Origin of the sequence: Roseateles chitinivorans, from assembly GCF_050632235.1 — a bacterium.
GTDB classification, from domain to species: domain Bacteria; phylum Pseudomonadota; class Gammaproteobacteria; order Burkholderiales; family Burkholderiaceae_C; genus Roseateles; species Roseateles chitinivorans_A.
Map to the genome: position 1 here is coordinate 1,700,319 of NZ_CP192584.1, position 13,233 is coordinate 1,713,551.

A 13,233-nucleotide genomic window follows, 5' to 3' on the forward strand; every position below is an offset into this window, starting at 1 on the left:
ACCATTGGACCGCCGCGCGAAGCGATCGACTGCTGTCGAAGGTCATCGCTCCGCGGACGGGATGCAACGACACGACACTGCGACACATGCGTGATTCTCCGATGGATGGCCGATCGCCGATCTACCAGCATGTCGATCCTGACGCGGCGCTGCCCGTGCTCGGGATGACCGCACCGTTCCGCGCGGTGATCGTGGCAGAACTTCCCGTCACCAACAGCCAACAGAATCGCATCAGCGACTGGCTCGTTGCGCAAGGCTGTCTCTACGCCATGGCATGGGGGGTGAACGCGAGCAGCTGGGACGATGCGATCGACTGGGCCGCCATCGCCAAGACCGATTTCGCGCAGGTCTCGGAAGGTGCTCTCGTCCTGACGACCTGGCATGACGATGAGACGCTGAGCGAGGTTTTCGACTTCGCCATTCGGTGCGCCAGTCATCCCGCTGCGCCACTGAACGAATTGATCATTGTTCATGTGGCTGGCGCCTCGGATCCCGAGCGCATCCAAGCCGCCTATCCGCGCAGCGCAAGCCAGTGGGGAACGCTCCGACAGCAGAAACGGCAGATCGGACATGGCAACGGCGCCCCCGAGGACGCCGTCGCGGGCACAGGGCCGACCGGCCCTTCAGTCGATCAGCCCGTCAGTTGCGCCAGACTGGCGCCGTCTTCGGATTGACGTCGGTCGACAGGCCGACGTTGGACGTCGTGTCGACGAAGCCGGAGCGGTTGCCGCTGCCCAGGTTCAGGCCGACGCCGCGGTACTCCACGTCGCCGTGCAGGTTGAGCGTGCCGGACGCGCCCTGGTTGGCCTCGAAGAAACCCAGCGGATAGAAGGTGGTCCGCACCTGCGCCGACCCCGACACGTTGAACGTGTTGTTGCCCCACGGGCTGCCCGTCACGCCGACGACGCTCAGTCCGCCGACCACCGCGTTGTCCGACACGGACCCGTTGGCGATGATGGCCTGGTCCTCGATGCGGGCGTTGCCGCTGGCGCGACCGCCGGTCAGGATCTTCGCGTACGGGCCGACGTACACCGACGCCGGCGTGCCGGTCGGCGCGCAGCCGCCGCCGTTGGCGTGGCGCAGGGTGCCGGTCGGGCACAGCTCGCGCTGTCCACCCTGGAATCCCTGCGGCCAGGCGCCGGCCAGTTCCACCATGTAGCGGTAGCGGTTGATCGAGCCGTAGGCCTGGTCCCAGACGATGGTCTTGAACACCGTCGGCGTCGCGCTCACGACCAGGAACAGGGGCTCACCGGCTGAGACGCGGTAGGTGAGTTCGCCGTCCAGGCCCTTCTGCAGACCGCTGTAGCGCGCCGAGGTGAATTGCGAGTTGGTCGCGACCAGCCCCCAGCGGAAATCGGCGTTCGCGCCGGACGTGTCGACGCCGCGGAACTTCACCGTCACCGTGGTGGCACCGGCCTCCGGATAGAGGCGGACGACGTTGTAGCCGAAACGCTGCGGCGAGCCGTGGTAAGGCGAGACGAAGCGGCGGTTGCTCGCCCAGTTGCCGTCCAGCGACTCCAGCGGCATCAGGCGTCGCATGCGCTCGGCCTTGTCGGTCAGCGTGATGTTGCCGTAGGTGTTGCGGAACGCGTCCGGCGTGGCCTTGTAGTCCCAGGTCACGTTGTGCATGGCCCATTCGCCGATGAAGTCGTTCAGTTGCGCGACCGTCCAGCCGCGCGACTTCTGGATGTTGGTGAACGGATCGGCGCCGGCGGTGGTCCAGATCTGCGTCACCGCTTCGGGACCGTGGCGGTCCTTCAGGTACTCCATGAACTGCCAGTTGCAGTAGCGGTCGCGCGTGGAGCCCAGGTAGAGGTGCGGCGCGTTGGGCAGCATCTCCGAGCAATGCACGTTGCTCCTGTACTCCGGCAGCTGGTGCGGCGTGAAGTTGGCGTGGCTCTCGTGGATCCAGCCGCAGGTGTTGGACTGGTTGCAGGCCATGCCGCCATTGAAGTTGGCCCACGACTGCCAGCCGTGCGTGAACTCGTGCGTCAGGCCCCAGTGGTCGCGCAGCGCGGCCGGCGCGATCCACATGCCCATGTGCAGATTGCGCTGGGCGTCCGTCCAGGCGCCGCCCGTCAGTCCCCAGCCGGAATGGATGTGGATGGCGGGCTTGATCTTGTCGGCCTTGTTGAAGAACGGCTCGGGCATCGCCAGCGTCGCGCCGAACAGCGAGTTCCAGACCGTGTTCTCCAGCGTGTTGACGGCCAGCGTGAGGTCGGCCTCGGACAGTGCCTCGTCGGAATAGAAGGCGAAGTGCGCCGATTCCCGCACCAGGCGGAAATTGGCTTGCTCGGGGTTGGGACCGCCCGCGCGCCAGGCGCCGGGCGTGACCGCCGGCGGCGTCGGCGTGCCGGTGTACCAGTCGGTCAGCGTGGTGCCCGGGTCGACGGCGGCGGGCGCAGGTGCCGGAGTGGGCGCGGGAGCCGGTGTCGGCGCTGGGGCCGGAGCGGGCGTGGGCGCCGGTGCGGGCGCCGGACTCGGCGCGGGCGTCGGTGCTGGGGCCGGTGCGGGTGCGGGTGCGGCGCCGGTCGCGCAGAAGCCGACGGAGGCGTTCACTGCCTTCGGCGCCAGCGTGCGGTTCCAGCCGATGCCCGTGAGGGTCATCGTGCTGCCGGACTGCTTCCACTCGGCATTCCAGACGTTGTTGACGCGCCCCTGCACGGTGACGCTGCCGTTCCAGGTCAGCGCCGTGGCGTTGGGATTGGTGACGATCACCGACGCGCAATAGCCGCCGTTCCACCGGTTGTTGACGACCACCTTGAACGTGGCGGGCAGCGCCGCGTGAGCCGCGCTCACGAACAGTCCGGCCAGGCCCAGGCAGGCGGCCAGGGATTTCATCTTGAACATGTTGTCCTCCGCTGTTGATCACGGCTCGAAAGCCGGCGGCGATCGTCGTCGCGACGCCGCTTCAGCGGGGGCGGTTACGTCAGGAACCGTAATCGGCGGCGGCGGGGCGTCGGTGCTCGAACAGATCTGGAAACCGGCCGTCACCAGGGTTCCAGACAACGTTGTCTTCAATCACCGATTCACAGGCGGAAACAATCACGAAGTACTGCCGGGAGGACACAGGAAATGAGTTCCGAATGGCGCTCATTCATTGGTCGCAGAATCGAAGGCCACTTCAATGCCAGTCGGGAACCCCGATCGGCCCATGCCACAAGGAACATCCATGAAGCGCACTGGTTTCAACCTCGACCGCGCCATCGCGAGACGACTCGCGCTCGTCGCGGTCGTGCTGTCCTCGGCGGCCTCCGCACACGCGCTGGACTGCGCCAACGCCGTGAGCACCGTCGACATGAATGACTGTGCCAAGCAGGAGCAGCAGCAGGTCGAGAAGCAGCTCAACGACGTCTATCGCCGCGTGCTGGCGGAAACGCCGGCCAAGGTCGGCGGCGTCAAGCCGGCGAAGCCGAAGGACAGTCTGGTCGCCGCGCAGCGCCTGTGGGTCAAGTTCCGCGAGGCCGACTGCAAGGCCGTCCTCGACCTATGGTCCGACGGATCGATCCGCAACGTGCAGTACCTCGCCTGCATGCGCGATCACGCGCAGTGGCGCGTCAGGCAGCTCGAGGCGTTCAAGACGCAGCCTTGAGTCACCGCAGCGGTGCCGCACGGCGCAGTGCCGTGTCGGTGCCCGAGGCCGTCATCCACTCCGGCTAGACTCGCCACCGAAATTTCCCCACAACGATTCGACCAGGGAGCGGGCCAGCATGTCGCTGACCATGGAGGGCGTGCTGGCGCTGGCGCCGGACGAGGCATCGGCGAAGGCCGCGCGGGGACTGACCTCGCCGGCCAAATGGCCGTTGCTCGGCGCCGATGACGCCGCCGTCTGGGGCGAATGCCAGGGCAGCGGCGCCAAACCGTATCAGACACAGGTCGACCTCAACGGTCCTGCCTTCCGCTGCTCCTGCCCGAGCCGCAAGTTCCCCTGCAAGCACGGGCTCGCGCTGCTGATGCTCAGGGCGCAGGACGCCGCCCGCTTCACCGCCGCCGAGCCGCCCGCCTGGGTCGCCGAATGGATCGCCTCGCGCGGCGAGCGGGCGCAGAAGAAGGACGAGCGCGACCAGAAAGCCGTCGAACGCGCGACCGAGCGCGCCGCGCAGATCGCCGACGGCGTCGATCCCGCGCAGGCCGCATCGGCGCTCGCCGATCCCGACAACGCGCTCAGGCGCGAGTCGCAGCGGTGGCGCCGCATCGAGGACGCCTCCGCCGAACTGCAGCGTTGGCTCGGCGACCAGATCGGTCGCGGGCTCGGCGCGCTCGACGACGCCGCGATCCGCGGCTGGCGCACGATGGCCGCGCGGATGGTGGACGCCCAGGCGCCCGGCCTCGGTCAGCGCATCGTCGCCGCCGCGGACGGCTGGCGCGTCGGCGCCGACTGGCCGGAACGCACGCTCGCCCGCCTCGGTCTGCTGCAACTCGCCTGCGAGGGCCTCGCCCGTCGCGGGACGCTGCCGGAGCCCGTTCAAGCGGATCTGCGCACCGTCTGCGGCTGGCCGCTCGACCAGGCCGAGGTGCTCGCCACCGGAGAACGCGTCACCGATCGCTGGGCGGTGCTCGGCGTGATCGTCGAGGAGCGAGAGGGGCGTCTCAACGAACGCCGCGTCTGGCTGCATGGCGCGCGCTCGGGCCGGCGGGCGTGGCTGCTCGATCACACGCACGGCGGCCGCGGCTTCGACGGTCTCTGGCTGCCCGGCATCGCCGCCGACGTGACGCTCGCCTTCTATCCCGGCAATGCGTCCCTGCGCGCGCTGGCTGTCGATGCCGCGCCGCTGCTCACGCCCGAATCCGGTCCTGGATCCGAAGTGCGACCCGAGTCCGAACCCGAGGGCGCGTTCGGCATTGCGCGTGTCATCGGTTCCGACGCCTGGTCGGACGAATGGCAACGCGTCGCTGAACGCGTGGCCGCTCATCCCTTTGCATTGCTGCATCCCGTCGTGCTCGCCAACGCGACGCCGGTCGCCTCCGAGGCCGGCCCGCATCTGACCGCCGATGGCCGTGCCGTGCCGCTGCGGGTCGGCGATGCCGACTGGTGGTCGCTGATGGCCGTCGCCGGCGGGCATCCGCTCGCCGTGATGGGCGAATGGGACGGCCGCGCGCTGCACCCGTTGACCGCCTGGCGGTCGGGGACGGCAGCGCCCGCCTGGACGAGGAGCGCCGCATGAGCGCCTGGACACCGCTGCTGCCCATCGCGATGGTGGGCACGGATCGACAGCCGGGGCCCTTGCCCGAATGGCCCGGCGAGATCGGTGCGCTCGTGGCTCGCGCCGCGCAGGCCGCGGAGGCTGATGACAGCCCCACGGGTCAGGTCTTGCGCACGATGGCGGTCATCGCGCCGTGCGAAGCCGCCGGCACGCAGGACCGCGCCTGGTCCGCGTCGCCGCCGCAAGCCGCCACTGACGATCGATGGCCCGTCGTGCCCGAACGCCTCGACGGTGCGCCCGGCCCGGGCTCGCTGCACGGGCTTCTGCGCTGGGCCCTCACGGACGCGCCCGGGCGCCTGCAGCAGCAGGTGTTCGTGGATCTGGCCGATGCGGGTCTGCGATTGCCGGAGATGCTGCTGCCGATGGCACTCGATGTCGGGCGACGTTCCGTCGCGCTGCGCGGCCCGTTGCTGCCGGTGCTCGGCGAGCGCGGACTGTGGCTGGCCCGGCAGCGCGAGGACTGGCACTACGCCGCCGGCGCGGGCAGCGACGCGCCCGGCGAGACGCAGTGGACCGACGGCACGATGGAGCAGCGCCGCGCCTTCCTGGCCCGCGAGCGCGCGGCCGATGCCTCGGCCGGCCGGCGCCGCTTCGAGTCGGCGTTGACGGAGCTTGCCGCCAAGGAGCGCGCCGATCTGGCGGCGCAGCTCGCGGTCGGACTCGGCATGGACGATGAGCCCTTGCTCGACCGCCTGCGTGCGGACCGCAGCCGCGAGGTGCGCGACGTCGCGCTCGACCTGCTGCTGCGCTTGCCGGAGGCCGCGCATCCGCGCCGCGCGATCGAACGGCTCGCGCCGCTGCTGAGGCAGGAGCGCCAGCTGCTGCGCCAGCACTGGCTCATCGACGCGCCGGAGGCCGCGGCGTCGGACTGGGCCGCTGACCAGATCGTCGCCGCCCGTCCGACCAGCGAGAAGCTCGGCGAGCGCGCCTGGTGGCTCCACCAACTGGTGCGCCAGGTCCCGCTGGGCTGGTGGACCACGACGACCGCGATGACGCCCGCCGAGCTGCTCGGTTGGGCTGCGAGGACCGATTGGGCCGACGCGCTGAAGCGTGGCTGGTTCGACGCCCTCGCCGCGACGCGCGACATCGAATGGTGCGAAGCCTTCCTCGACGTCCCGCAGACGGCCGGCACCGACCCGGCGCAGGCGAACGTGCCGCTGCAGATGCACCAGACCGCGCAGGCGCTCAACTGGCTGCCCCAAGCCCGGCGCGAGCGTCACTGGCTGCGACATCTGCAGCAGGGCGCCTTGCCCCTGTCGGCGCTGATCGCGGCGGCGAGTGGCGGCGAGACCCTCGGCGCGGCGCTCTCGGCGGCGCTCACCGATCAATTGCTCACCCGTGCCCGCGCCGGCACGCTGAAGGACGACTATGCCGTGCGGGCGATGCTGGTCGACTTCGGCGCGGTCGTGCATGCCGACAGCCTGTCGGCGTATGCGTCGCTGGCCGATATCCGCGCCGCCGACGAGACCACCGCCCATGCGGAGCAACTGCAGGCCGTCGCGCAGACGGCCGCGTTGCGCCGCGCCCTGCTCGCCCTCCGGCACAGGCCGGGGCGGGCGCCGGGCCCAACCCTCCCCCTGATCCGATCCCGAGGACCTCATGACGACTTCCACCGAGACCAACGCCTCGCACGTGCTGCGCCGCCATGCGGAGCACCAGTTCGCCGAGGAGCTCGCCGAGCTGAAGCGCCAGGACACGCGGACGCGCCCGGAGAACTGGGCGATGTCGCCCTGGGCCGTGCTGCGCTATCTGATGGGCGGCACGCTGGAGAACGGCTTCGAGGTCAGCGCCAAGTACATCGGCGACGAGCGGCTGATGGAGATCGCCGTCGCCACGCTCGCGACCGATCGCGCGCTGCTGCTCTACGGCGTGCCGGGCACGGCGAAGTCGTGGGTGTCGGAACACCTGGCGGCGGCGGTCAGCGGCGATTCGACGCTGCTGATCCAGGGCACCGCCGGCACCGGCGAGGAACAGCTGCGCTACGGCTGGAACTACGCGCAGCTGCTGGCCAACGGGCCGAGCGAGGCGGCGCTGGTGCCCAGCCCGATGATGAAGGCGATGCGCGACGGCAAGATCGCGCGCATCGAGGAGCTGACGCGCATCCCCGCCGACGTGCAGGACTGCCTGATCACGGTGCTGTCCGAGAAGACGTTGCCGGTGCCCGAGCTCGGCGCCGAGGTGCAGGCCACGCGCGGGTTCAGCGTGATCGCCACCGCCAACAACCGCGACAAGGGCGTCAACGAGCTGTCCGCCGCGCTGAAGCGCCGCTTCAACACCGTGGTGCTGCCGGTGCCGGCGAGCGAGGACGCCGAGGTGTCCATCGTCGTCAAGCGCGTGGCCGAGCTGGGCGTCGCGCTGCAGCTGCCCGCCGAGCCGCCGGCGCTCAAGGAAGTGCGGCGCATCGTGCAGATCTTCCGCGAGCTGCGCAACGGCCGCACCGAGGACGGCAAGACGCAGCTGAAGTCGCCCAGCGGCACGCTGTCGACGGCGGAGGCGATCTCGGTGATCAACAGCGGCATGGCGCTGGCCGGTCACTTCGGCGACGGCGTGCTGCGTCCGCGCGATGTGGCGTCGGGCCTGCTCGGCGCGATCGTCAAGGATCCGGTGCAGGACCAGGTCGTCTGGAACGAGTACCTCGAGACGGTCGTCAAGGAGCGCACCGAGTGGAAGGACCTGTACCGCGCCTGCCGCGAGCAGTCCTGAGTCCTCGGATCCATCGAGCCACCTTGCGCCTTCCAGAGCCTTCCAGAGCGGTCATGAGCGATCCGGTCCACTACTTCGGCGTGCGGCACCACGGCCCCGGCTGCGCGCGCAGCCTGCTCGCCGCGTTCGAGGCGCTGAAGCCCGACTGCGTGCTGATCGAGGGGCCGCCCGAGGCGGACGGCCTCGTCGCCGCCGTGCTCGACCCCGCGATGACGCCGCCGGTGGCGTTGCTGACGCATGGCATCGAGGAATCGGGCCGCGCGGTCTATCACCCGTTCGCGAGCTTCTCGCCGGAATGGCAGGCCTTGCGCTGGGCCGGGCTTGCCGGCGTGCCGGTGCGGTTCATCGATCTGCCGGTCGGCGTGTCGCTCGCGCTGGAGAAGGCAAGGGAGGAGGCGAGGGAGGAGGTGGCCGGACAGGCGGCGGAGTCCCCGCCCGCAGGCGCTGAAACCTCGGAGCCTGGCTCGGCGGAGACATCCGATGCCGAGCCTGCCGAGCCCGCCGATGAACGCTCGACGCGTCGCGGTGATCCGCTGGACTGGCTCGCCCGCGCAGCGGGTTACGCCGACGGCGAGGCCTGGTGGAACCACATGGTCGAGGAGCGCGGCGACGGCGAGGACCTGTTCGCCGCCATCTCGGAGGCGATGACCACGCTGCGGGCGGAGTCCGGCGACGACGAGACCCTCGATCCCCGGACGCCGCGCGCCCATCGCGAGGTGCTGCGCGAGGCCCACATGCGCCAGGGCATCCGCGCGGCGCGCAAGGAGGGCTACGAGCGCATCGCGGTCGTCTGCGGTGCGTGGCACCTGGGCGGACTGCGGGCCGACGTCACCGCCAAGGCGGACCAGGCGCTGCTCAAGGGCGTTCCCAAGCTCAAGGTCACCAGCACCTGGGTGCCGTGGACCTACCGGCACCTCGCCCGCGACAGCGGCTACGGCGCGGGCATCCACTCGCCCGGCTGGTACGAGCACCTGTGGCTGAGCGGCCAGGACGGCGAGCGCCGTCCCCGCGCGATCGGCTGGCTGGCGCGCGTGGCGCGGCTGATGCGGGAGCGCGACCTCGACTGCTCCTCCGCCCACCTGATCGAGGCGGCCCGGCTTGCCGACACGCTGGCTGCGCTGCGTCAGCGGCCCGCGCCGGGCCTGGACGAACTGCACGAAGCCACGCGCACGGTCATGACGCTGGGTGACGAGGCGGTGCTCGGTTTCATCCGCGACGAACTGGTCATCGGCGATCGTCTGGGCGGCGTGCCGGCCGACGTGCCCACGGTGCCGCTGCAGCGCAACCTGGAGCAGCTCCAGAAGTCGCTGCGCATGAAGCCCGAGGCGACGCAGAAGACGCTGGACCTCGACCTGCGCCAGCCCAACGATCTGGCGCGCAGCCATCTGCTGCACCGCCTGCGGCTGATCGATCTGCCCTGGGGCGAGATCGCGCGCACGGGCAAGTCCTCGCGCGGCACCTTCCACGAGATCTGGACGCTGCAATGGCAGCCGGAGTTCGCGCTGCGCGTGATCGAGGCGAGCCGCTGGGGGGCGTCCGTCGCGCAGGCGGCGACGACCGCCGTGGCCGAACGCTGCGGACGGTCGACGAATCTGGCGGCCTTGGCCGAGCTCGTCGATCGTGTGCTGCTGGCCGATCTGCCGGAGGCCGTGACGGTCGCGTCGCGGGCGCTGCAGGACCATGCCGCCGTCACCGGCGATGCCGACCAGTTGCTGGGCGCCTTGCCGCCGCTGGCCAATGTCTTCCGCTACGGCAACGTGCGGCAGACCGACGCGGCGATGGTGGGCCATGTCTTCGATGGTCTCGTGACGCGCGCGGCGATCAGCCTGCCGCTGATGGGTGATTCGTTGGACGAGGCCGCGGCGGAACAGGTGCGCGATCGCGTGCTCGGCGCGCAGGCGGCGGTGCGGCTGCGCGATCCGGGCCGTCAGTCCGAACCCTCGATGCAATGGCGTGCCGCGATCGCGCAGCTGGCGGCGCGCGAGGGCGCGCATGCGTTGCTGCGCGGCCTCTGCACGCGGCTGCTGCTGGACGACGGCCTGATCACGGCGGACGACGCGGGCACGGCGATGTCGCTGCAGCTGTCGCGCGCGGCGGAGCCGGGCAAGGCGGCCGCGTGGCTGGACGGCTTCCTGAACCGCAACGCCGTCGTGCTGCTGCATCACGACGGCGTCTGGCCGCTGGTCGACGCGTGGCTGAGCGGACTCGACGAGGAACACTTCGTCCGCGTGCTGCCGCTGGTGCGACGCACCTTCGCGCACTTCGACGCGGGCGAGCGACGCGACCTCGGGCAACGCGCGGCGCGCAAGGGCAGCGGTGCCGGCGCCGTGACGGCGGCGGCGGAATGGGACGACGCACGCGCGGTGCTCCCGTTGCCGCTGCTGCGACTGATGTTGGGAGTGACGGCATGAGCGCGCCTGACGACGTGACGGATCCGATGGCGGATCCCGGTGCTGATGTCGGCGCAGGTGCCGACGCGATCGCGGCGGCGACCGCGACCGGCCCCGCGGCGACCGACGCCGATCGCCTGCGCCGCTGGCGCCTGGTGCTCGGCGGCGAGGCCGAGGACAGCTGCGGCGGCCTGCGCGGCGACGCGATGGAGATGGACCAGGCCTTGAGCGCGCTGTACGGCGATGGCGCCGGATTGGGCGACGACCGCCGTGGCGGACGCGGCAACTCGGCGCCACGCGTGGCGCGCTGGCTCGGCGACATCCGCAAGTACTTCCCGAGTTCCGTCGTCCAGGTGATGCAGAAGGATGCGCTGGAGCGCTTGAATCTGCGCGACATGCTGCTGCAGCCCGAGATGCTGCAGGGCGTTCAGCCCGACGTGCATCTGGTCGCCAACCTCATGGCCTTGTCGCGGGTGATCCCGGCGGGGACGAAGGACACGGCGCGCCGGGTCGTGCGCCAGGTCGTCGACGAGTTGATGAAGCGGCTCGAGGAACCGATGCGCGCGGCCGTGACCGGCGCGCTGGACCGCAGCCAGCGCAACCGCCGTCCGCGGCTGGCGGAGATCGACTGGCACCGGACGATCCGCGCCAACCTGCGTCACTGGCAGCCGGAGCTGCGCACCGTGGTGCCGGAGACGCTGCACGGCTACGGCCGCAAGGCGCGGCGTCCGCAGCGCGAGGTGGTGCTCTGCATCGACCAGAGCGGGTCGATGGCGAACTCGGTCGTGTACTCGAGCATCTTCGGCGCGGTGCTGGCCTCGTTGCCGGCAGTGAGCACCAAGCTGGTCGTCTTCGACACGGCGGTGGTCGACATGACCGAGCAGCTCGACGATCCCGTCGATCTGCTGTTCGGCGTCCAACTGGGCGGCGGCACCGACATCAACGGCGCGGTGGCCTATTGCCAGTCGTTGATCCGGGAGCCGCGCAACACGATCTTCGTGCTGATCTCCGATCTGTACGAGGGCGGCGTCGAGCCGCAGCTGCTGCGGCGCGCGGCGTCCCTGGTCGAGAGCGGTTTGCAGTGCGTGGCCCTGCTGGCGCTGAGCGACGAGGGCGCGCCGGCCTACGACCGTGCGTTGGCGGCCAAGCTGGCGGCGCTCGGCGTGCCGTCGTTCGCGTGCACGCCCGACGCCTTCCCGGGCCTGATGGCCGCGGCGATCCGGCGCGACGACGTCGGCGCGTGGGCGGCCGGACAGGGCATCGTGACGTCGAGCAAGGGCGCCTGAATCGACCTCAGCGCCTTTCGGCCGCCTGCGCCATCTTCGCGAAGTACGCCGACTGGCCGGTCTTGTTGAGCTGGTACCAGGCCTCGAGGGTCTCGGGCTCGTAGATGTCGAGCGTGTCGAAGATCGCTCGCGCGAAGTCCAGCGCCGACATGCCGCCCGCGGTCAGCAGGCCGCGGTCGATCACGACGGGCTCGTCGACGTATCGGTCGCTGCCTGCGTACTCGCCGACGCCCTTCAGGTAGGACAACGCGTTGCTCGTGTGCTGCCGGTCGTCGAGCACGCCGAGCCGCGCCAGACCCGCCGTCGCGCCGCAGATCGCCGCGACGCGCTTGCCGGCGTCGAGGAACTCCTTGGCCTTCTTCGCGGCTTCCATGTGCTCGCCCTTGTCCCAGCCGGCGCCGCCGGGAAGGATCAGCAGCTCGCTGTCGTCGGGGAACAGCGTCGACAGGCGGATGTCGGGCATCACCGACAGGCCGCCCATCGAGCGCGTCAGGTTCGCGCCGGCGGCGGCGACGGTTTTCACCTGCCAGTCGCCGGGCGTCTTCTGGAATTCGGGCGTGTTGATGCCCGCGACCGCGTAGGCGGCCTCCCAGTCGGCGAAGCCCTCGAAGAGGTAGAGGTGGACGGTGCGGGTGGGGGTATTCATGCCGGGATGGCGGCAAGGTGCGTGCCCGCCGGGGGCGTCGTCGTGGTGTTCAGGGAACGATCTTCTTCACCATGAAGAACTTCGAGCCTGCCGCGCCGTGGCCGGGGATCTCCAGCTGGACCGCATAGCCGAGCCGCTCGTAGAACGGGCGGGCCTGGAAGCTGAAGGTGCTGAGGTAGAAGGTGTCGCAGCCGCGCTCGATCGCGCGCTGCTCGAAGGCGCGGACGACGGCGCTGCCAACACCGGCGTGGCGATGGGCGGCATCGACCCAGAGCTGCTTGAGCTCGCAGCAGCGCCCCAGCGTGCGGCCGACCGCGCCGCCGATGACGCGACCGCCGGCGTCGTACGCCGCGCTCGACAGCCCGCGCTGCCCGTCGAAGGCGCCGTGATCGCCGAAGGCCTCGTTGTGCTGGTCGAGACCGGCGTCGACCAGCGCGGCCAGACCCGGCTTGGGATCGTCGAAGGCGGCAGTGGTGACGGTGCTCATGGGGTCAGCGCCTTGGTCAGCCGGACCATCATCGTCTGCGTCAGTTGATTGGGACCGCGTTCGGCTTCGACGTAGCCGTTGCGGGCGTACAGCGCGATGAGTGGCCGGTTGGTCTCCGAAGTCCAGGTGCAGGACAGCAGCAGGTGGCGCTTGCGGAACCATTCCTCGGCGTGTGCGAGGAGACCTTGCGCGACGCCGAGCCGGCGGGCCTCCGGCGCGACGTAGGTCGTCGAGATCAGACCGAAAGGCGCGGCACTGAGCGCGGCGCCACCGGACTCGATGCGGTAGATCGTGTGGCCGACCATGGCACCCGTCGCATCGTCGGCGACGACGACCTCGGCAGCACGGCCGTCCAGGTGCCAGTGCACGCGGTCGCGCAGCCAGTCCATCGAATACATGGCCCCGCCGACGGCTTCGCCTTCGACCTCGATCAGGGTCTCGCGCATTCGTGTCGCGACGAGGTCGATGGCGGCGGTGTCGTCGAGGGAGAGGGTGCGAAGCTGCATGGCTGATCGGC

At 70.5% G+C, this 13,233-nt stretch carries 11 protein-coding genes and 1 pseudogene; 8 read left to right on the top strand and 4 right to left on the bottom strand.

The genetic code is table 11. The features are described from left to right. The first annotated feature begins 86 nt into the window (after positions 1-86). Positions 87-674: a DUF7684 family protein gene (locus ACQ859_RS07665; protein ID WP_431265278.1), complete on the top strand. Its 588-nt coding sequence runs from the start codon at positions 87-89 to the stop codon at positions 672-674. Here the strand turns inward: ACQ859_RS07665 and ACQ859_RS07670 are convergent. After that, complete coding sequence (locus ACQ859_RS07670) at positions 640-2,850, bottom strand: DUF6055 domain-containing protein (RefSeq protein WP_431265279.1); 2,211 nt, start codon at positions 2,848-2,850, stop codon at positions 640-642. The genes ACQ859_RS07665 and ACQ859_RS07670 overlap by 35 nt on opposite strands. Between ACQ859_RS07670 and ACQ859_RS07675 the strand changes: the two genes are divergently transcribed. The 7 genes and pseudogenes from ACQ859_RS07675 to ACQ859_RS07705 all read left to right on the top strand — a co-directional run bounded on the left by ACQ859_RS07675 (position 2,843) and on the right by ACQ859_RS07705 (position 11,583). Continuing rightward, entirely contained in the window at positions 2,843-3,079 is a 237-nt protein-coding gene (locus tag ACQ859_RS07675; RefSeq protein ID WP_431265280.1) for a hypothetical protein, read from the top strand. The two genes, ACQ859_RS07670 and ACQ859_RS07675, sit on opposite strands and share 8 nt — an antisense overlap. A 93-nt stretch (positions 3,080-3,172) precedes the next feature. Next, positions 3,173-3,592: a lysozyme inhibitor LprI family protein gene (locus ACQ859_RS07680; RefSeq protein ID WP_431265281.1), complete on the top strand. Its 420-nt coding sequence runs from the start codon at positions 3,173-3,175 to the stop codon at positions 3,590-3,592. A gap of 118 nt (positions 3,593-3,710) precedes the next feature. Then, positions 3,711-5,165, top strand: a complete 1,455-nt coding sequence (locus ACQ859_RS07685; RefSeq protein ID WP_431265282.1) for an SWIM zinc finger family protein — start codon at positions 3,711-3,713, stop codon at positions 5,163-5,165. 401 nt (positions 5,166-5,566) lie between these two features. After that, positions 5,567-6,118, top strand: a pseudogene (locus ACQ859_RS07690) (DUF5691 domain-containing protein); the annotation flags it as partial. Between the two features lie 685 nt (positions 6,119-6,803). After that, entirely contained in the window at positions 6,804-7,907 is a 1,104-nt protein-coding gene (locus tag ACQ859_RS07695) for an ATP-binding protein (RefSeq protein WP_431266487.1), read from the top strand. Positions 7,908-7,960: 53 nt separating this feature from the next. Beyond that, a complete protein-coding gene (locus tag ACQ859_RS07700; protein ID WP_431266488.1) occupies positions 7,961-10,318 on the top strand; it encodes a DUF5682 family protein in 2,358 nt (785 codons plus the stop codon). Further along, entirely contained in the window at positions 10,315-11,583 is a 1,269-nt protein-coding gene (locus ACQ859_RS07705; RefSeq protein WP_431265283.1) for a VWA domain-containing protein, read from the top strand. Before ACQ859_RS07700 ends, ACQ859_RS07705 begins: the two co-directional genes overlap by 4 nt. A 7-nt stretch (positions 11,584-11,590) precedes the next feature. Here the strand turns inward: ACQ859_RS07705 and ACQ859_RS07710 are convergent, their stop codons facing one another. Genes ACQ859_RS07710 through ACQ859_RS07720 form a run of 3 tightly spaced genes read right to left on the bottom strand, consistent with a single transcriptional unit; the run spans position 11,591 to position 13,222 of the window. Next, a complete protein-coding gene (locus ACQ859_RS07710) occupies positions 11,591-12,229 on the bottom strand; it encodes a DJ-1/PfpI family protein (RefSeq protein WP_431265284.1) in 639 nt (212 codons plus the stop codon). 49 nt (positions 12,230-12,278) lie between these two features. Continuing rightward, positions 12,279-12,716: a GNAT family N-acetyltransferase gene (locus ACQ859_RS07715; protein ID WP_431265285.1), complete on the bottom strand. Its 438-nt coding sequence runs from the start codon at positions 12,714-12,716 to the stop codon at positions 12,279-12,281. Then, a complete protein-coding gene (locus ACQ859_RS07720; protein ID WP_431265286.1) occupies positions 12,713-13,222 on the bottom strand; it encodes a GNAT family N-acetyltransferase in 510 nt (169 codons plus the stop codon). The genes ACQ859_RS07715 and ACQ859_RS07720 overlap by 4 nt, the downstream gene beginning before the upstream one ends. Between the last annotated feature and the right edge of the window lie 11 nt (positions 13,223-13,233).

Excerpts from the sequence above, each read along its gene's own strand:
- ACQ859_RS07705 (WP_431265283.1), top strand. The coding sequence starts at position 10,315 with ATGAGCGCGCCTGACGACGTGACGGATCCGATGGCGGATCCCGGTGCT.
- ACQ859_RS07680 (WP_431265281.1), top strand. The coding sequence starts at position 3,173 with ATGAAGCGCACTGGTTTCAACCTCGACCGCGCCATCGCGAGACGACTC.
- ACQ859_RS07685 (WP_431265282.1), top strand. The coding sequence starts at position 3,711 with ATGTCGCTGACCATGGAGGGCGTGCTGGCGCTGGCGCCGGACGAGGCA.
- ACQ859_RS07670 (WP_431265279.1), bottom strand. The coding sequence starts at position 2,850 with ATGTTCAAGATGAAATCCCTGGCCGCCTGCCTGGGCCTGGCCGGACTG.
- ACQ859_RS07715 (WP_431265285.1), bottom strand. The coding sequence starts at position 12,716 with ATGAGCACCGTCACCACTGCCGCCTTCGACGATCCCAAGCCGGGTCTG.
- ACQ859_RS07695 (WP_431266487.1), top strand. The coding sequence starts at position 6,804 with ATGACGACTTCCACCGAGACCAACGCCTCGCACGTGCTGCGCCGCCAT.
- ACQ859_RS07710 (WP_431265284.1), bottom strand. The coding sequence starts at position 12,229 with ATGAATACCCCCACCCGCACCGTCCACCTCTACCTCTTCGAGGGCTTC.
- ACQ859_RS07720 (WP_431265286.1), bottom strand. The coding sequence starts at position 13,222 with ATGCAGCTTCGCACCCTCTCCCTCGACGACACCGCCGCCATCGACCTC.
- ACQ859_RS07700 (WP_431266488.1), top strand. The coding sequence starts at position 7,961 with ATGAGCGATCCGGTCCACTACTTCGGCGTGCGGCACCACGGCCCCGGC.
- ACQ859_RS07665 (WP_431265278.1), top strand. The coding sequence starts at position 87 with ATGCGTGATTCTCCGATGGATGGCCGATCGCCGATCTACCAGCATGTC.